Source organism: Apibacter mensalis (genome assembly GCF_001418685.1).
Lineage (GTDB): Bacteria > Bacteroidota > Bacteroidia > Flavobacteriales > Weeksellaceae > Apibacter > Apibacter mensalis.
The window spans coordinates 26,183-46,440 of record NZ_LIVM01000013.1 but is presented as its reverse complement, the minus strand read 5'-3'; the positions used below and the strand labels follow the sequence as shown (position 1 = coordinate 46,440).

Sequence of the window (20,258 nt, the reverse complement as noted above, 5' to 3'; positions counted from 1 at the left end):
CTTACTCAGTCTCTGTTTCTTTAGAAATATTTTCATCGGTTTCATAATTTGAATTACTTTCTGACAGATTTAGATTAATTAATTTTGAATAAGTTTGTTTTAAGTCTTCCAATTTTGTTTTTTTGGTTTCGATATTGTTTAAAGTATTTTGTAATAGAGGATTGTCTTGATTTGCGTTTGAAAAAAATGATAAATTATTCTCCAATTGAACGATTTCATGTCCAAGATCTTGAATTTGCTTTCTCATTTTTCTTAGATCCTCATCAAGCTTTTTATTATCTTTAGATTGTTTGTAATTTTCTACTTTAATATTCAATTGTATTTCATCAATAATGTTTTTATCAATATCAAATTTTTTAATAAGATTTTTAATGGCTAAATTGAACTCTTTATTAATGTTCATATTTTCTCTAGGAACTTTGTCTATGGAGTTCCATTGTATGCTGTATTCATTAATTTTATTAAGAGCCTCGTCTTTATCAGCAGCAGAAAAGGATAAAATCTCATCCAAAAGTTTTTGTTTTCTTTTTAAATTTTCAGTCCATTCCTCATTAATTTTATTATTTCTTAATTTATATCTGTTAAAGAAATAATTACAATTTTGTCTAAATTCATCCCAAAGCTTATCAGAATATTTTCTTGGAACGTGTCCAATATTTTTCCATTCATTCTGAATCTTTTTATATAGATTTAAGGCAACATCCCAATCTTCACTATCTTTATTGACTTTAGAAATTTCCAATAGGTCGTTTTTCTTTTTAAGATTTTCTTGTTGTATTTTTTTTAAATCTTTATAAAAAGTATTTTTCTTATTATTGATTTCATGAAGCAGATTTTTAAATATACTCCAAGTATCACTGCTAACTTCTTTAGGTATTCTTCCTGTAGTAAAGAAAGCTTCTCTTAATTCTTCTATTTTCTTAACATTATTTTGCCAGAAAGAATGATCTTGATTTTCTGCAGATACTATGGATTTAAGCTGAGAAATAATAGCTTTCTTTTTCTCCAAATTAACTTGTTGCTCTTCATTAATTTTTTCAAATAACTCAGATTTTCGTTCGTGTATTTTTTGAGTTATTGCTTTAAATTCTTGCCATGTACTTTCTCTAAACTCTTCAGCAACAGGTTCAGCTTGTTCTTTCCATAGCTTATGTAAATATTGCAATTCATTTAATGCCTTTTGAACACTGGGCTCTGTCGTTAATTCTTCAGCTCTGCTTATGATTGCTTTTCTTTGCTCAAGATTATGGGCATAATCTAATTCTTCAAGCTCTTTATTTAATTTGATGAATTCATGAGCATTATCAAGATGATGAAAATAAGTTTTGAAAATATCGCCAGCTTTTGATTTAGGAATTTTACCGGCATTATGCCATCTTTCTTTAATATCTCTGAATTTTTTAAAAAAAGTACTGATCGATTCCATGGGAGTCGTATACAAATCTTTTAGCTCCTCAATTATCTGAACTCTTTTATTAAGATTATTTTGTTCGCTCAGTTCTTGTTCTTTATAATATGAGTTTAGCTTTGTTTTATAATCGTGGTAGGCTGAATTGAATTTATTTTTCAAAAATAGGTCGGGCTGATAGCTCAGCTCTTCACCACCATCATTAATAAACTTTTGTTTTCGTTCTGTTTCATATTCATCAAATTTTTTTGAAAATATATCCCTTAAGGAGTTTATATTTTCTCCAATTAAATGAACTGGATATTGGCCAATAAGATACTTTAGTTCATCAATAAGTTTATCTAATGAAAGTGATTCGTAATCTTTTTCGGGGATGGTTATTTCTTCAATGGAAAGGTTTTCCTTACTTTTTTCAGAATCTAATCCATCAATAGAATCTTCTTTATGAGAATCTTTATTATATGTTGATTCTAAATTTTGTAGTGATTTTACCTTTTTTTCATTTCCTTCTGCGTTTTGCAGGTTATCCGATTCAATGCCCATATTATTGATATTTTTCCAAACAAAAATATAAAAAATATTGCATATGTGCTATATAAGTGATAATAAATTGTAAATAGATTAAATATTCAAAAAAACATAATTTTTATATTATTAAATAAATAAATCAAAAAAAAAGGTTTGAAGTATAATAAATCAAAAAAGTGTTTATTAAAGTAAATTTGAAGAAATCTTAAATCTTTTAAATTTAGAATTTATATATTTTTTTAATGCATCATTACCAAAAATAGGTTCAAAAAATTAGGTTGTAAGGTATAATCGGTTAATCCAATATAATAATAAAAAAGTTATTAAATAATTAGATAGTAAATTACTTATACAATTAATTGACAAATCGGAGTAATAGGTGGATTTTGTATTTTTGTATTTGAAAAGTCATATGAGATAAAATTAAAGGATTTAAGCATTAAATCCATTCAAGATCAAATATTTCAGAAAAATATTTTTTAATGATTTTTTTTACTTCATTTGTCTTAACAGATATTCCTAGTTCTTTTTCTAGGGAAGTAACATATTTATTTTTTATTCCACAGGGTACTATGTAATCAAAATACGAAAGGTTAGGAGATAGATTTAGAGCAAAACCATGGATGGTAACCCATTGACTGGCCTTTACCCCTATAGCGCATATTTTTCTCGCAAAGGGTTTATTTACGTCAATCCAAACACCTGTCTCACCATTGGATCTTTCCCCCTTAATTCCATAAAAATTTACTGTTTTAATAATTACCTCTTCCAACATGCGCATGTATTTATGTATATCATTAAAAAAATTATCTAGATCAAATATAGGATAACCCACAATCTGTCCGGGACCATGATAAGTAATATCTCCTCCACGATTAGTTTTTATAAACTGTGCTTTAATATCTTGGAGTTTAAAATTACTAATCAGTAGATTGTCTAAATTGCCATTTTTACCTAAAGTAAATATATGTGGATGAGATACAAATAAAAAATAATTAGGAGTAAGACTTATTTCATCATTCACGGATTTTTTATTTTTTAATTTAATTGAAATAATATGTTGGAGTAATTTTTCTTGCAACTTCCAAGTTTTAAGATAATCAGCTTGATGTAAATCTTTATATATTACCTTTTTATTTTGAATTTTGTTCATTTAGTTAAATTAATTTTATAAATATAAAAAAGATAATATTTATATAGGTTGTAAAAAAGATGATATTGGGGGGAATAACGGGTTAAATTGTAGATGGTAATTGGGATAAGAAAGTAAATTTTAATATTAATTAACTTTACTGTAAAATAAAACCCTTTCAATAGAAACTATGAAAGGGTTCATTAACACTAAAAAACTTTATTAAAGAACAACTAATTATTGATGCAAATATACATCATTTTTCTTAAATACAAAAATATTTAATAGATTTATGGGAAAATTGTTAATAAAATGTTTAATCTTGTTACTATAATGTTAAGGTTAAAGTTTAAGTTAAAAAAATAATTTACTTTCATTTTATTTTTAAAAATTAATATATATTAATTTTTTATTCACTTAAATCATTAAAAATGTAATTTTTTTAAAATTGTAAATTACGATTTTTAAATAGTGTAAATTACAATTTTTAAATTATTTTTGTTAAACATTAGTAAAGATACAGATATAAATAGTACAAAAATGAGTTTAGAAATTAGTGATCAAACATTCAAAGAAGAGGTATTAAGTTCCAAAGAACCGGTATTAGTAGATTTTTGGGCTGAGTGGTGTGGACCATGTAGGAGTTTAAAACCTATAGTGGATGAATTGTCTGAAGAATTTAAAGGAAAAGTAAAAGTTGCTAAAATTGATATTGATGCCAATCAAGAGGTTTCAGTGGAATATGGAATCAGGAACATTCCTACACTTTTATTTTTTAAGAACGGACAAGTTGTTGATAAAGTAATAGGGGTTCAGCCCAAAGAAAAGCTTGCAGAAAAAATGAATGCATTATTGGGTTAAACCAAATTAATCCATGAAAAAAAATATCCTGAATTATTCAGGATATTTTTATTTATAATAAATGCTAACTATTTAAATTAAAAATTAAATTTTTCTCATTCGTAAGTTCTTAGGGGTTATTTCAAGATATTCATCATCTTTAATATATTCCATAGCTTCTTCTAATGAAAATTCAACTTTAGGGAAAATTTTAGCTGCTTGATCAGATCCGGAGGCTCTTACGTTAGTTAACTTTTTTCCCTTAATAAGATTTACTTCTAAATCGTTATCACGACTATGTTCCCCAACTACCTGACCTTTATATATTTGATCCCCCGGTTCAACAAAAAATTTACCTCTATCTTGAAGCCTGTCTATTGCATAAGCCAAAGCTTGTCCAGTTTCTGATGAGGTCATAGATCCATTTTGCCTTTGAGGTATGATGTCTTTTACAGGTTCAAAATCTTTAAAACGATGATTAATGATAGCTTCTCCCGAAGTTGCAGTAAGAAGAAGATTACGCAATCCGATAAGTCCGCGAGATGAAATGTCAAATTCTAAATGTTGTAAATCTCCTTTAGGTTCCATCACTTTGAGCTCTCCTTTTCTTTGGGTAACCAGTTCTATAGCTTTACCGGCAACAGCATCCGGAACATCAATTACTAAATGTTCATACGGCTCATGTTTCACGCCGTCTATTTCTTTAATGGTAACTTTAGGTCTTCCTACCTGTAATTCATATCCTTCACGTCGCATCGTTTCGATAAGAACAGACAGATGGAGTATCCCTCTACCAAAAACATTGAATTTATCTTCAGAATCAGTTTCTTCAACTCGTAGGGCAAGATTTATTTCAGTTTCTTTCATCAGACGATCCCTAAGATGTCGTGAGGTAACATACTTACCTTCTTTACCGAAAAATGGTGAAGTGTTAATAGTAAATAACATACTCATAGTTGGTTCATCGACCGCAATACGAGGTAATGCTTCCGGATCATTTAAATCGGCAATAGTATCGCCAATTTCAAAATCATCAATTCCTATCACTGCACATAAATCACCACTTCTAACAGACTCAACGGGTTTTCTTCCTAAACCTTCAAAGACTTGTAATTCTTTAATACGTATTTTTTTATTTTTACCATCTTCTTGACAAAGAGTATAATCTTTTCCTGAAGATAAATCTCCACGATATACTCGACCTATAGCAATTTTTCCTACAAAACTTGAAAAATCCAGTGAGGTAATTTGCATTTGAGGAGTTCCTTCCACATAAGGGGCTTCCGGTATTAACTCAATAATTTTATCTAATAAATAGGTAATGTTATCCGTAGGGTGTTTATAATCCCCAGACATCCAACCTTGCTTAGATGAACCATATACTGTTTCAAAATCCAATTGTTCTTCCGTTGCATCTAAATTAAACATCAATTCAAATACCTGATCGTGTACATGTTCCGGTTGGCAGTTTTCTTTATCAACTTTATTGATTACCACGATGGGCTTTAATCCTAATTCAATTGCTTTACTAAGCACAAAACGTGTTTGAGGCATAGGACCTTCAAAAGCATCTACAAGCAGTAAAACACCATCAGCCATTTTAAGAACACGTTCAACTTCTCCTCCAAAATCAGCATGTCCGGGTGTGTCAATAATATTAATTTTGACACCTTTATAGTTTACAGAAACATTTTTAGATAAAATGGTGATTCCTCTTTCACGTTCCAGATCGTTATTATCAAGAATTAAGTCTCCGTCATTTTTTTCAACAACATGACATGACTGAATAATTTTATCTACCAATGTTGTTTTTCCATGATCGACATGAGCTATTATTGCTATATTTCTAATTGATTGCATATATGATATTAAAATTCAGGTGCAAAGGTAAGATATTATTGCCAAATATATGGTTTTGTGTTATTAAATTAAGGCATTGTCTTATTCGATATTTATGATATTATCAGTAGAAGGCTAAAAATACTATCAAAATGAATAATTTAATTGTAATTTTGGTTAATATTTAAAAATAATATAATGAAAATATTCTTATCCCTACTCTTTTTAGGTGTTGTATTAAGTGTTAGCTCTTGTAATGAACATAACACTGTTAAAAAAGATCCGAATAAACTCCAAGCTAAGGATAGTACGATGGTTATAAAGCCGGACTCATTGAATACGATAAGTCTATCTCCCATAAAAAATGTGCCAAAATTTGATAATAAAGAAGTGAATAATTTTATTCAAGAAATCAAAATATATTTTGAGCAAATGGCAGAAGCCAATAAAATAGGTAATGACAATAAAATTATAGAATTGCAACTTAAAGCCAATGATATAGATGAAAACTATAAAAAGGTTTTAAAGAAATTAAATACAGAACAACAAAAAAAACTTACAGAATGGTACATGCAATTAGTAGACACCGCTTCCAAGTAAGAACTGAGGCTTTCCGAATTATAACTAATAGCTCATCAATGCTATTTAAAGATAATTAGTTTAATTTTTATCTATGATTGTTAATCTATTCCAATGCAACACATAAAATAAACCAAAATATTTTTTATCTTTATAGGGATAAAACTATTTTTTATGCTAATTAAAACTTTTGGAAGTGCTGTCTATGGAGTCCATGCACAATTGATAACTGTAGAGGTTAATGTGGATAAAGGAGTAGGATATCAATTGGTAGGCATGCCGGATATGGCGATTAAAGAAAGTGCCCATCGTATTTCCGCAGCATTGAAAAACTGTGGATATAAAATGCCGGGTAAAAAAATTACTGTTAATATGGCCCCTGCAGATTTAAGAAAAGAAGGTTCCGCCTATGATTTAACCATTGCCATGGGAATATTGGCAGCTTCTGAGCAAATACAAGGTGATGATTTAGATCAATATTTAATTATGGGTGAATTATCCCTAGATGGTTCTTTACAACCTATTAAAGGTGTGTTACCTATCGCAATTCAAGCAAGAGAAGATGGTTTTAAAGGCTTTTTTCTTCCCAAACAAAACGCAAAAGAAGCTGCTATAGTAAATGATCTGGAGGTATACGGAGTGGATAACATAAAAGAAGTAATTGATTTTTTTGAAAAAAACATTAAATTAAATCAAGTCATAGTAAATACCAGAGAAGAGTTTTTTGAAAATAATAATAAATTTTTATTTGATTTTTCTGAGGTCAAAGGGCAAGAAAATGTAAAAAGGGCCTTGGAAATTGCAGCTGCCGGAGGACATAATGTGCTGTTAATTGGACCTCCGGGAAGCGGAAAAACTATGTTAGCAAAAAGAATCCCATCTATCTTACCTCCCTTAACCTTATCTGAAGCTTTAGAGACAACGAAAATTCATTCCGTTGCAGGAAAGCTAGGATCGGAATCCTCTTTAATGACCGTTAGACCTTACCGTAATCCTCATCATACCATATCGGGAGTAGCTTTAGTAGGCGGTGGAAGCTATCCCCAACCGGGTGAAATTTCTCTTTCTCATAATGGAGTACTTTTTCTGGATGAACTGCCTGAATTTAATAGGCAAGTACTGGAAGTAATGAGACAACCTTTGGAAGATAGAGTGGTTACTATTTCGAGGGCAAAATTTACCATAACTTATCCTGCCAGTTTTATGTTAATTGCTTCTATGAATCCTACTCCCTCCGGATATTTTCCTAATGATCCTAAAAACACGAGTACATTGCAGGAGATGCAAAGGTATATGAATAAAATATCCGGACCTTTGCTTGATCGAATAGATATTCATGTTGAGGTTTCGCCCGTTACTTTTGATGATCTGTCAAATAAAAGAAAAGGGGAATCAAGTGCTGAGATAAGGACCCGAGTAGTTGAAGCTAGAAAGATACAAACCCTAAGATATAAAACAGCAGAAGGTATTCATTACAATGCTCAAATAGGTCCCAAACAAATAGATGAATTTTGTTTATTGGATGACATTTCTAAAAAACTACTTAAGTCTGCAATTGAAAAACTTGGATTATCTGCCAGGGCATATGATCGTATTTTGAGAGTTGGAAGAACCATTGCCGATTTGGAAAAATCCGATATAATACAATCACATCATATTGGAGAAGCCATACAATATCGTAGTCTTGACAGGGAAAGTTGGAGTAAATAATTAAATATTAATTTATTGAAAAAATTTAAAGAGATTTGTTATAATTTTAAAAAATATTAAAAATGGTACATCATATTGTAATGTGGAAACTTAAAGAAAGCAATAAAAAAAATAATGCTTTAAAAATAAAAAACGATTTAGAAGCTTTAAAAGGAATTATTAAGGAACTGGAGCATATTCAAGTAAATACTAATATTGAAATGGCTCCCGAGTCAAATTTTGATGTGATATTAGATTCCAGGTTTAAAAGTTTTGATGATCTTACCCAATATGCCAATCATCCTGACCATCTTAAAGTTGTTAATTTTATAAAAACAGTAATTGAGCAAAGGGTAGCTATCGATTACGAAATATAGCTCAAAATAAAAATCATTGTATAAAAAAAGGATGTTTATTTTTTTAATGCTCATCCTTTTTTAGGTATAAATATATTATATTTTACAGTACCACTCTTCTGTATATCACCATATAAAAGTGGATAAAAACATAATTTTCTTCTAGTACAATGCATAAATTTAAGTTTAGGAAATATTTTTTAATTTGAAGAAATGATTAAGTTCAATAATGGTTAAAAAATACGAATAACGTAATTTTTATAGATATTCACTTTTAAAAATTATTAATAATTTATTAAAAGGTTATTTTTTTTAGTATTTAAATAAAGGATGTAAATTTGCACCTAATATTCAACTCATTAATTATTTATGAAATTACCGGCAATAGTTCAACTGCACAGTATTGTATTTATTTGGGGATTTACAGGGGTAATTGGTAAACTTATATCTCTTAATGCTATACCTTTGGTATGGGGTAGGACATTAGTTGCAGCCTTTTTTTTATTTGGTTATTTATATTTTTCCAAAAGAAAAAAAATTAAAATTTCCAGAAAACTAATGTTTCAACTTTTAGGTTGTGGAGTAATTGTGGGTATTCATTGGTCATTATTTTATAGCTCTATTAAAATATCTAATATATCAATAGCTACTTCAACACTGTCCACAGGAACTCTATTTGTAGCTTTATTAGAACCCTTTTTCTTCAAGCGTAAAATAAAAATTTCCGAAATAATTTTAAGTTTAGTCATAATAATATGTATACTATTTATATTCAATACAGAAATGAATTATTGGAAGGGTATACTTCTTGGTATCGCATGTGCATTTTTGTCAGCTTTATTTTCAGTAGTAAATGGAATAATGCATTCCCATGAAAGTCCTGAAATAATTACCTTTTATGAAATGACAGGAGCTTTTGTAACCTTAACCGCTTTTATGTTTTTGTTCAACGATTGGGGATCAATAACGACAATAAAAGGTTGGGATATAGTATGGCTTTTAGTTTTAGGCGGACTATTAACAAGTTTTCCTTTAGTTATGACCATGAAGTTAATGAAGCATATCACTCCTTTTACACTAATGTTATCCATAAATTTGGAGCCGGTTTATGCCATACTAATAGCCTATTTAATTTGGAAAGATTCTGAAAAAATGAGTCCAATATTTTATGTTTCAACCTCTGTAATGATTGCTGCGATCTGTTTCAATGGCTATTTAAAATCTAAAAATAAAAGATCCTAAATTAATAATGTAGCATTTGCACTATTTTTGAGTTGGTATAAGATAATTATTAGAATTATGTGTACTATTCCTAAAATTCTGATGTTATTCAAATTCATATTTGTACCCATGAATATTATTTTATCATTATAAGGATGCATGTTGTACTTTGATTGTTTTTCTAATATGTCTAGGTATGATAATTACTATATTTGGTGGAATCATTTCCATAAGATACAAGGTAATTATTTATAATTTAATAAGAATGGATAGTGTGATTGATATTATATTTTGGATATCTACAGCAATTTCAACATGGATAGTAAGATCTGCTATATTTAAAGCAAATTATAAATTTATACTGAGTGATTATTTTGGAAACAATATGTTCTTTGATTAGCCCATTGCGTTATGAAAAGGAAGTAAGCACTTATGCTTATTCTTTAAAATTTTGGATCATAACTTTATTTTTGGCTTTTATTTCAATTTTAAGCTTTAATTCATAGTGAATTCTTTTGACATCTGACTATGATTGTGCATTAAATTTGCTATGTTGATGAGTTACTCATACATATTATATTACCCAGTGGATGCATGATGAACAAGTTTAATTTATGCTAACTTAATGAGGAAGAAAATTAATATCAAAAAAAACGTTTGAATTCATTAAATGCATTAAATTTCTTTGAAACTTAAATTATTATTTTATTTAAAATAAATAATCTGAAAAATACTTATACCAAATAGTTAAAATTTTAATTTTTAATGTTAAGTGATAATAAAAAAGACTTCATTCTGGCACTTTATTCCTTACCGGGTATATTAATAATTTATAGTATCGGATTTATATTTAATAATATCATTTTTGCCAGTATAGTTGCAGGAGGGGCTGTTACAGCGGGATATGGGGCAAATAAAAAAATTTTAAAATATCCTTTTGCCCCCATGATCATTGCTATATTAGGAATGAGCATATGTGCCACTTTAGGTTCATTATTAGGACATTTTTACTTCTGGTACATACTATGTTGTGTTTTATTGGCATGCCTAGCAACGTGTGTCGGAGCCATCGACCAAAATGCATGGTGGATCGTTTTACAATGGTCCATTGCTTTTTTTGTAGGTGGATATTATGTTGGAGATATATATGCAGCTATGCATAGGGGAATTTTGATACTTGCGGGAGGATTATTTCAATCAGTTTGCATCATATTTCTAATTGAAAAATCCTCGTTTAAAAGAAATATAAGTAGTCCCGGAAAAATGCTGATCATTTTTAAAAATATATATGAAGATATTGATAAAAAAATACACTTTCATATGTCCATTATATATACGGCATTAACCATACTTGTTTGCTTTTTTTTTATTACTATTTTTGATATCAAATATTATTACTGGGCTGTTATGACCGCCTTAGTTATTTTAAAGCCGGATTTTATCGATACTCTTAAAAAGGCAAGTCTTAGGTTACTGGGAACATTTTTGGGTATTATCTTAGCAGATTTATTAATATTTTGGTTTCCCTCCAACTATATCATGACATTTGAAATTTTGGTTTCGTTATATGTTTGCTACGTGTTCGCCAATCATAGATATGCAATATTGTCTATCTTTTTAACCATTACAACAGTTTTAATGTTTGCCATTAATGGATCATCAGGCAATGAAATAGCTATTGATAGATTCATTGCCACATCGGTAGGAGGAATATCGGCGATTTTAACTATGAGTTTAAGCTTATTACCTATTAAATTCTTAAAAAATAAAAACTAACAAGGAGATAACTAAGTTTATTGGGTAATTTTTTATTTTCTTAAAATTTCTTCAAAATGGTTTTCAGCCCAAGTAATCAACATTTGAATAGACGGTATTAAACTGTTTCCTGTTTCAGTAAGGCTATATTCAACCCTTGGGGGGATCTCTGCATATGCCTTTCTCTTGATTAAATGATACTTTTCCAAATTTTTAAGTGAGCTGGTTAATATTTTTTGAGAAATATCAGGAAGACTTTTTTTTATTTCACCATACCTCATGGTCTTGCCTGTGTATAAAACGGCTAATATAAGTAAAGACCATTTATCACTAAATCGGCTTAATATATTCCTTATGGGACAGATGGGATATTTTAAATCGAGTTTATGAGTTTTTATTTTTCCATCGAATATACAATACTCTCCAAAAGAATACAACTATTAATTATAGAGCAATAATTTTTGTTAAAAAATGTTAATTATTTATATATAATTGATTGATAATTAGTAATTATAACCCTAATAGTTCGTAACAAACTTACTTGTTTAAATAAGCTGAACAAGCTAATTTCGGAGTATAAATATTTTAATATACATAAACATAAAAATATCAATAATAGGAACAGGAAATGTAGCACAAGCTCTAATAAAAGGATTAATCAGTAAAAATATAACTGGGTAATTGGCTCAAGAAATTTTGAAAATGAGAGTGAGAATACGAAAGAGTTAAGAAAAGTATATAATACAATAAAAATTGTTTCCTATAGAGAGGTAGTTGAGTTGGGGGAGATTATAATTTTTTCAATTCCCGGATTTGCATTGTTGGAAACAATAAAAGATATTGGAATTAAAAAGTTAGAAGGAAAAACAGTGTGGGATATTACCAATGCATTTTCGTCGGACGCTCCGGTAAATGGAGTAATAAAATTAATTTCTTCCTCAGAGGAATTCCTCTCTGAAAATGTACAAAAGCTTATACCTTTATATCATGTTGTAAAAGCTATGAATACCATTGAAGTGCATCTTATGTATTAACCTGAGTTGAAGGAAATCGGCACCGCATTTATTGCCGGAAACAATGAGCAGACCCAAGAAAAAGTTTCCAGAATTGTTAAATCATTAGGGTGGGATCCATATGATGCAGGTAAAATCGAATCTTCTCGAGCGTTGGAGTATATGGGACAGTTGCATATAAGAGCAAGGAATTTTTTATAAAAATTGGAATACAACCTTTAAATATATAGTATAGAGGAAACTATATATAAAAAACCAATGAGAGTTTTTAAACTATATAAATTGAAAACATTTGAATTTAAAAATGATGAAAAAATCATGATTTTTACTATGGTTTTTTTATTGTAATGATTATTTCTGAATTAAAAGCGCAAAAAATAATTGACTTAACTACTACCAATTTGAAAGCGGTAAATACATTTATGACTTTGGAAAAAATGGATGGTGAAAAAGTAGTAAGGTTCGTAAAAAATCCGATTGTAAAAAAATTTGATGAACCGACTTTTGTGCGTATCGATCATTTAAATTTTACCAATGGAATTATAGAAGTAAAAGTATTGAGTCGAATTTTAGCCGATGCTCCAGATTTTGCTCGCGGATTCATTGGAATAGCATTTCACATTAATGATTCAAATTCTAACTTTGAAAGTATTTATATACATCCTTTAAATGCTAGAGTGGAAGATCAAATTCGTAGAAATAGAAGTATACAATATTTTTCATATCCGGATTTTAAATATCAACGATTGCGAAAAGAATTTCAGAATAAATATGAATCTTACGCAGATATGGCACTTAACGAATGGATACAATTAAGGCTGGAAGTTCAAGGACAAAAAGCTAAATTATATATAAATAATAATAACCCTCACTTATCGTAAACGATTTAAAATTAGGGGGTGACGAAGCTGGTGCAATCGGACTTTTTGTAGATGTAGGAACAGAAGGATATTTTAAAGATTTGAAGGTCTATTTACAATAAAACGTACCACCTAATTCCGACTTTGTAAAAAAGTCGGAATATTTATTAATTTAATTTAAAATCCAAATAGAGGTCATTGCTTATTACATCTAAGATTTGTTTATTAATAGTTACCCTCCGATTCATTGATTGAGATTCTAAATATATATTATTTTTTTTATCAATAATTTCAAAGTGTATATCTTTAGATCCGGCATTTTCATCGCATACTTTGTTTAAAGTAACAATTGTATTTTCATCTAAACTTTCTAAATTTATCTTAATGGTTAATTTTTTAGCATGTTTTCCTATTACCTCGCTAAGTTCCTCGATGTTCAATACATTTATATATACAAAGCCGTTATCTTTAATCATCCCTACAGTAATTTTTACTAATACAAATAAATTTGGAATTAAATATTTTTGTAAATCCAGATAATTCTTTTTAAGCTTAAGAGAAATAGTGCCCGTTTTATCTTCCAAGTCAAAATAAGCAATTCTTACTCTGCCATCGTTGATTTCTTTATGTTCAAAACGAGAGATCATCCCGGCAATATAAACCTCCTTGTTAATATAATTTTCTTTATTTTCATTAATTTCGGAAATGTCAACAGGTTTAATTAAAGCAATTTCGTATTTATAATTATCCATTGGATGAGAAGATATATATATTCCCACTACTTCTTTTTCTCTGCCCAATTTATACATGGTACTCCATTCCTCAGTTTCAGGAATTACCGGTTTCATAACATCAAACCCTTCATTTCCCAGATCACCGAATAAAGAATTTTGAGCGGAATTTTTATTATCCTGATAAGCCATACCGTATCTTACCAGTTTTTCAATAGTGCTGGAACCATTTTCCTCACTAAAAAATTGAGCACGATTATTATTTGCCAATCCGTCAAAAGCCCCTGCCAATACTAAATTTTCAAGTACTTTTTTATTAATATTTTTTAAATCAACCCTTTCAAAAAATTCAAACAAATTTTTGTATTTTCCCTTATTATATCTTTCACTTACCACAGCCTCAACGGCATTTTCACCAATTCCCTTTATAGCTCCCATTCCAAAACGAATAGCTCCTTTTTCATTTACTGTAAATTCATAATCACTTTCATTAACATCAGGTCCAAGCACTTCCAATCCCATATTTTTGCATTCTTCCATAAAGAAACTTAAGGTGGTAAGGTTGTTTAGATTATTGCTGAGTAAAGCGGCCATAAATTCTGCCGGAAAATGAGCTTTTAAATAAGCGGTTTGAAAGGCAATAAATGCATAACAAGTAGAATGAGATTTGTTAAAAGCATATTGAGCAAAAGCCTTCCAGTCTTCCCATATTTTTTTTAACTTATCTTCCGGATGTCCTCTTTGAATAGCTCCCTCAAGAAAACGAGCTTCCATTTTATTCAGGACTTGTATTTGCTTTTTACCCATAGCTTTTCTAAGCACATCTGCATCGCCTTTACTAAAACCGGCTAACTTTTGAGAAAGAAGCATTACTTGTTCTTGATAAACGGTAATTCCATAAGTATCCGCAAGATATTCTTCCATATCTTCTAAATCGTAAGAAATTTCTTCTTTTCCATGTTTACGATTAATAAAGTTAGGAATGTATTGTAACGGTCCGGGACGATATAAGGCATTCATGGCTATAAGGTCTTCAAACTTATCGGGTTGCAATGCTTTAAGGTGCTTTTGCATTCCTGGCGACTCATATTGGAAAATACCTACCGTATTTCCATTTTTGAATATTTCATATGTTTTATCATCATCTAGAGGAAATTCGTCGGGATTTAAAACTTTTCCGGTCCTTTTTCTGATTATTTCAACGGTATCGGCAATTATAGTCAATGTGCGTAATCCTAAAAAATCCATTTTTAACAATCCAGCACTTTCTACTACGGAGTTGTCAAATTGAGATACTAATAAAGAAGAATCTTTGGCAACGGCAACCGGAATTAAATTAGTTATATCTTCAGGAGTGATAATCACTCCACAAGCATGAACTCCCGTATTCCGTAAACTTCCTTCCAATTGAAAAGCATTTTGTATTACCCGGCCTTCCAGGTCATTGTCGTTAAATTTTTGTTTTAGTTGAAGCACGGGTACGGATTCTTCTTTACCGAAATCTTTAATCAGCTCGTTTTCCGATTTATTTTTTAACTTGGTAAGGTTTAAGCTGGAAGGAAGATTTTTAGACAAACGATCTGTATCACTTAAAGGCAATTCCAAAACTCTCCCGGCATCTCTTATAGCTGATCGTCCTGCTAAAGTACCATAGGTAATAATTTGGGCAACCTGGTTTTCACCATATTTATCTACCACCCATTGAATAATTTTTTCACGTCCTCTATCATCAAAATCAATATCTATATCGGGTAATGATACTCGGTCCGGATTTAAGAATCGTTCAAAAAGTAAGTCGTATTTAATAGGGTCTATATTGGTAATACCTATGCAATATGCAACTGCAGATCCGGCAGCAGAACCACGTCCGGGACCAACAGATACTCCCATTTTACGAGCTTGAGATGTAAAATCTTGAACGATGAGAAAATATCCCGGATATCCCGTTTTGGCAATGGTTTCCAATTCAAATTGTAAACGATCTTTAGTATCATCGGATAAATTTTCTCCATATCTTTTTTTAGCTCCTTCCCAGGTAAGATAGGCTAAATAAGCATTTTCTCCTCTTTTGCCTCCATCTAATTCATCTTGTGGATCTTTAAACTCATCCGGGATATCAAATTTAGGAAGTAATACATCTCTGGTTAATTGATAGGGTTCAAATTTTGTGATAAACTCTTCAAAATTCTCAATGGCTTCCGGTATATCTGCAAACAATTGAGCCATTTCGGTTTGAGATTTAAAGTTATATTCATCGTTAGGAAGGCCATATCTTTTTCCGAAACCTCTACCTTTAGGGGTAGATTGTTTTTCTCCGTCTTTAATACATAAAAGGATATCTTGGGTTTCTGCTTCTTTTTTGGTTATATAAAAAGTATCGTTTTGAGCTAAAACTTTAACTCCGTATTTTTTAGCGAATTTTATTAAAACTTTGTTAAGGTGTTCTTCTTCATCTAACTGATGCCTAAACAACTCTACATAAAAATCATCTCCAAATAATTCATACCAATATACAAATGCTTCTTCTGCCTGTTTTTCACCAACATTTAATATTAAACTGGGAATTTCAGAAGATAGGTTTCCGGTTGTAGCAATTAAATTCTCTTTATATTGTTCAACAAGTTCTTTTCCTATTCTTGGAAATCCTGCATATAATCCTAATTTATACCCTAAAGTTGATAATTTGGAAAGATTTTTAAATCCTTCATGATTTTTAGCAATTAATATCTGGGTATATCTACGATCCGGATTATCTTTAGTAAACTTGTTTTGTAAATAATGATCAGATATATATAATTCACATCCGATAATGGGTATAATTTCTTTTTTTAGAGGCTCCGAACTGGTACCATCTAAAATTTTATCATTATGTTCTTTGATAGACTCGTTAGCTTTTTTAATCTCATTAAGAAAAGCAAAAGCCCCCATCAAGTTGCCTGTATCAGTTACGCCTAAAGCGGGCATATTATATTCCACAGTTTTTTTTATCAAATCAGAATGTTTACTGGTTGAAGAAAGTATGGAATAAACAGAATGATTATGAAAGTGGAAAAAAGATGAATAATTTATTTCATTGATAGATTTTATAGTACTTTCTGATTTACCTTTCAGTTGCTTATTAAAATCTTTGACCTGTTCGCGTATAACAATATCAAAAGGTTGAAAAGGTTCGGTATGTTCTTCAATAAAAGTACTTAGCTCTTCTTCTGTAAAATTCAGTTTTTGTGCACTTATTTGGTTACGTCTTACTAATTCCCAAAATGCCTGAGCAGTAGCGTTAACATCTGCTGCGGCATTGTGAGCTTCATCAAAACCATGACCAAATAATTTTTCATATAATTCGGAAAGTTTAGGGAATTTAAATCCACCTCCCATACCCCCGGGCAAAGCACAAAAGTTAGTTCCCTCACGGGCGGTATCAATGAGTGAAAGATCCGCAATATTATTTTGTATCGATTTTCGATAAAATTCCGCACCTACGATAGGTATATCAAATGCTATATTTTGACCAACCAAAATGGGATTTTCAGCTAATACAGAATTAAATTGATTCAGTACTGTTTTAAGATCATGACCTTCAGCCAGAGCTTTTTCAGTACTTATACCATGAATTTTTTGAGCATTAAACGGAATGTCGTATCCTTCGGGTTTAATAATGTAATCGTAGTTTTCAATTAAATTACCATTTTCATCATGTAACTGCCAGGCAATTTGTACCATTCTAGGCCAATTGTCTGAATCGGAAACAGGTGCATTTGCATTTGCTGGTAGACCTGTAGTTTCAGTATCGAAAACTAGGAATTTCATTATGCAAAATTAGGAATTTTATAATGAATTTAAATTTTAAATTCAAAGATCCTACAATGTTTGATTAATTCATTTGTGTGCTTAAAAAAGTATTGTAAATAAATAATATACGAGGGGTATTGTTTAAAAAATAACAAAAAAATACAAGAGAGAAGAAGAATTAATTCATTTAAGCTTCATGTTTTTCAAACAATTTAATAAATTTTTTAAAATAAAAATAGGTTTCAGTTTTACATTTATAAAATATAAACTAATTATAAGAAAACCGTTTATTAGGTCTAATTTTTGATTTTGCTTAAACATTTAAAAAATATAGTATGGAAAATATTATTGAAAAGCTTCAAAAAGAAGTAGGTCTTAATGAAGATCAAGCGGTAAAATCTTTGAAAGTTATAAAGGAATATATGGATAAGGAAAATTTACAGGTTGATTGGGAAAAATTCTTTAAAGGAAAGTACGAGCATTTTAAAGATTCAGTATCAACATTTTTTAGTAAAATATCTGATAAAGCTGAAGATTGGAGTGATAGAATAGGAGATAAGGTTGAAGATTTAACAACGGATGCGAAACAAAAAATGAAAGATGTATCTAAAAATAAAGATTAGACCAATTAAGCATATAAATTAAATGGATTAAATACAAGAAGCTTATAAACTAAGCTTCTTTTTTATTTAAAAATAATATAAAATCTTTCTTTATTCAAAAAAACTATAAATACTACTTATTTATCTAACTCTTATTTAAATAAAGATAAAACTCTTTCTGAAAAATATCGAATCACTAAACATTAAGTTTTAATGGGTTTAGATAAATCCGCAATTAAATTTATTACCAATGTTGAAAATGTAAATATATTTAATACTGGTTATAAAATAATCGTAAAAAATAGAAATGTTTTTTATATAAAAATAGTAAATAACCCATAAAATACTTATTTTTGTATCTCTTCTCTAATAGGATAAAAATGTTAATATTAAAATTTGGAGGCACCAGTGTAGGAAGTGCTGAACGTATAAAAAACTTAGCTGAATTAACTAAAGGGCAAAAATCGAAAATTGTTGTATTATCTGCTATGAGCGGTACAACTAATGCCTTGGTTGAAATATCCCAGGCCATGTACGAAAAAAATATAACTAAGGCAAAAGAACTTATACAAGTACTTGAAGATAAATATAGGAAGGAAATAAAAAATTTATACAAGAATGAAACCATTTTAAAAAAAGGGAATGAACTTTTGGAAGAATATTTTAGTTATTTATCCTCATTCCTAAATTTTCCCATATTTACATCAAAAGAAGAGAAAATAATTTTGGCACAAGGAGAGCTTTTGAGTACACATATGTTTCATTTTTATATGAGCGAAATAGGAGAGAAGACTATACTGCTTCCGGCATTGGAGTTTATGAGAATTAACAAAGATGGAGAACCGGATTTTCCTTATATAGAAAAACATATAAAAGAAGAACTTAAAAAGTATCCCGACATAGATTTTTTTATTACCCAAGGATATATTTGCAAAAATGCTCAAGGGGATATTGATAACTTACAAAGGGGTGGAAGTGATTATACGGCTTGTATCATTGGAGCCGTGGTTGATGCTGAAGAAATACAAATATGGACGGATATTGATGGGATGCATAATAACGATCCTAGATTTGTTAACCAAACCCATCCAATAGACGAATTAAGTTTTGAAGAAGCCGCAGAATTAGCATATTTTGGAGCAAAGGTTTTACATCCGACCTGTATTCTTCCGGCACAAAAGAGAGGTATTCCTGTCGCCTTAAAGAATACTATGCAACCTGAAGCTAAAGGTACGTTAATTGGTAACATCAATACACCGGAAGGAATTCGTGCTGTTGCTGCAAAAGATGGTATTTATGCAATAACCATAAAAAGTGGTAGAATGCTATTGGCATATGGTTTTCTTAAAACTATTTTTGAGATATTTGATAAGTATAAAACCTCTATAGATATGATCACGACTTCAGAAGTAGCTGTTTCACTTACCATAGACAATCCGTCAAATTTGGAAAATATTTTAAAGGAATTAAGAGAAATAGCTAATGTAGAATATGAAAAGGATCAAACAATCATTGCCATAGTAGGAAATATTGCAAAAAATGAATCGGGATATGCAGTTAAAATTTTGGAAGCATTAAAAAATATACCTTTACATATGATATCCTATGGAGGAAGTGAACATAATATTTCAGTGGTAATAGACAGCAAAAGTAAAAAAGAGGCTTTGCAAGCTCTGAATACTAATATTTTTGGATATTAAAATTATAGAATTTTTCAGTTTTAAATAGCAAATATATTGTTAAACGAAATGTCTTTAAGTAACCACTTAAAGACATTTTTTATCGATATAATTTTGAAATCTTAATAATTTAAATTTACTAATTGATTTAAATAAAAAAAGGATAATTTTTTCACACAGTTAAGTTAGAAATATGAATTTTAGTTTAAAATAAAAATTGAATATTATTTAAAAGTG

At 29.6% G+C, this 20,258-nt stretch carries 17 protein-coding genes; 12 read left to right on the top strand and 5 right to left on the bottom strand.

Annotation, left to right across the window (positions count from 1 at the left end; all coding sequences use genetic code 11):
• Position 1 precedes the first annotated feature (1 nt).
• Together ASC36_RS08875 and lipB are read right to left on the bottom strand one after the other, a co-directional pair.
• Positions 2–1,951 (bottom strand): DUF349 domain-containing protein, encoded by a 1,950-nt coding sequence (locus tag ASC36_RS08875; protein WP_055426143.1) that lies wholly within the window; start codon positions 1,949–1,951, stop codon positions 2–4.
• 424 nt (positions 1,952–2,375) lie between these two features.
• Entirely contained in the window at positions 2,376–3,089 is a 714-nt protein-coding gene (gene lipB / locus ASC36_RS08870) for a lipoyl(octanoyl) transferase LipB (protein WP_055426142.1), read from the bottom strand.
• A gap of 504 nt (positions 3,090–3,593) precedes the next feature.
• Here lipB and trxA point away from each other — a divergent pair.
• Entirely contained in the window at positions 3,594–3,929 is a 336-nt protein-coding gene (gene trxA / locus ASC36_RS08865) for a thioredoxin (RefSeq protein ID WP_260182376.1), read from the top strand.
• Positions 3,930–4,013: 84 nt separating this feature from the next.
• On the opposite strand, the gene typA is transcribed toward trxA, so the two are convergent.
• Positions 4,014–5,768: a translational GTPase TypA gene (typA, locus tag ASC36_RS08860; protein ID WP_055426140.1), complete on the bottom strand. Its 1,755-nt coding sequence runs from the start codon at positions 5,766–5,768 to the stop codon at positions 4,014–4,016.
• A gap of 177 nt (positions 5,769–5,945) precedes the next feature.
• Between typA and ASC36_RS08855 the strand changes: the two genes are divergently transcribed.
• From ASC36_RS08855 to ASC36_RS08830, 5 genes are all read left to right on the top strand, one after another.
• The gene (locus tag ASC36_RS08855) at positions 5,946–6,347 is read left to right on the top strand and encodes a hypothetical protein (RefSeq protein ID WP_055426139.1); all 402 of its coding nucleotides are present in this window, start codon (positions 5,946–5,948) and stop codon (positions 6,345–6,347) included.
• A 153-nt stretch (positions 6,348–6,500) separates the two neighbouring features.
• Positions 6,501–8,036 carry a YifB family Mg chelatase-like AAA ATPase gene (locus ASC36_RS08850; RefSeq protein ID WP_055426138.1) on the top strand — a complete coding sequence of 512 codons (1,536 nt, stop codon included), beginning with the start codon at positions 6,501–6,503 and terminating at the stop codon, positions 8,034–8,036.
• Positions 8,037–8,098: 62 nt separating this feature from the next.
• Positions 8,099–8,392: a Dabb family protein gene (locus ASC36_RS08845; RefSeq protein ID WP_055426137.1), complete on the top strand. Its 294-nt coding sequence runs from the start codon at positions 8,099–8,101 to the stop codon at positions 8,390–8,392.
• A gap of 348 nt (positions 8,393–8,740) precedes the next feature.
• Positions 8,741–9,613 (top strand): DMT family transporter, encoded by an 873-nt coding sequence (locus ASC36_RS08840; protein ID WP_055426136.1) that lies wholly within the window; start codon positions 8,741–8,743, stop codon positions 9,611–9,613.
• A 744-nt stretch (positions 9,614–10,357) separates the two neighbouring features.
• Complete coding sequence (locus ASC36_RS08830) at positions 10,358–11,368, top strand: FUSC family protein (protein ID WP_055426134.1); 1,011 nt, start codon at positions 10,358–10,360, stop codon at positions 11,366–11,368.
• 32 nt (positions 11,369–11,400) lie between these two features.
• On the opposite strand, the gene ASC36_RS08825 is transcribed toward ASC36_RS08830, so the two are convergent.
• Positions 11,401–11,784 (bottom strand): winged helix-turn-helix transcriptional regulator, encoded by a 384-nt coding sequence (locus tag ASC36_RS08825; protein ID WP_245630763.1) that lies wholly within the window; start codon positions 11,782–11,784, stop codon positions 11,401–11,403.
• A gap of 139 nt (positions 11,785–11,923) precedes the next feature.
• Between ASC36_RS08825 and ASC36_RS11235 the strand changes: the two genes are divergently transcribed.
• The 4 genes from ASC36_RS11235 to ASC36_RS08815 all read left to right on the top strand — a co-directional run bounded on the left by ASC36_RS11235 (position 11,924) and on the right by ASC36_RS08815 (position 13,241).
• A complete protein-coding gene (locus tag ASC36_RS11235; protein WP_141656248.1) occupies positions 11,924–12,028 on the top strand; it encodes an NAD(P)-binding domain-containing protein in 105 nt (34 codons plus the stop codon).
• A 98-nt stretch (positions 12,029–12,126) separates the two neighbouring features.
• A complete protein-coding gene (locus ASC36_RS08820; protein ID WP_055426133.1) occupies positions 12,127–12,381 on the top strand; it encodes an NAD(P)-binding domain-containing protein in 255 nt (84 codons plus the stop codon).
• Positions 12,382–12,387: 6 nt separating this feature from the next.
• Positions 12,388–12,561 carry an NAD(P)-binding domain-containing protein gene (locus ASC36_RS10700; protein WP_156332324.1) on the top strand — a complete coding sequence of 58 codons (174 nt, stop codon included), beginning with the start codon at positions 12,388–12,390 and terminating at the stop codon, positions 12,559–12,561.
• Between the two features lie 146 nt (positions 12,562–12,707).
• Positions 12,708–13,241, top strand: a complete 534-nt coding sequence (locus ASC36_RS08815) for a hypothetical protein (RefSeq protein ID WP_221400579.1) — start codon at positions 12,708–12,710, stop codon at positions 13,239–13,241.
• 146 nt (positions 13,242–13,387) lie between these two features.
• Here ASC36_RS08815 and dnaE read toward each other — a convergent pair whose 3' ends face one another.
• Positions 13,388–17,758, bottom strand: a complete 4,371-nt coding sequence (gene dnaE / locus ASC36_RS08810) for a DNA polymerase III subunit alpha (protein WP_055426132.1) — start codon at positions 17,756–17,758, stop codon at positions 13,388–13,390.
• A gap of 317 nt (positions 17,759–18,075) precedes the next feature.
• On the opposite strand from dnaE, the gene ASC36_RS08805 reads away from it, so the two are divergent.
• Entirely contained in the window at positions 18,076–18,363 is a 288-nt protein-coding gene (locus tag ASC36_RS08805) for a hypothetical protein (protein WP_055426131.1), read from the top strand.
• 359 nt (positions 18,364–18,722) lie between these two features.
• Positions 18,723–20,042, top strand: a complete 1,320-nt coding sequence (locus tag ASC36_RS08800; RefSeq protein ID WP_055426130.1) for an aspartate kinase — start codon at positions 18,723–18,725, stop codon at positions 20,040–20,042.
• Positions 20,043–20,258: the final 216 nt, after the last annotated feature.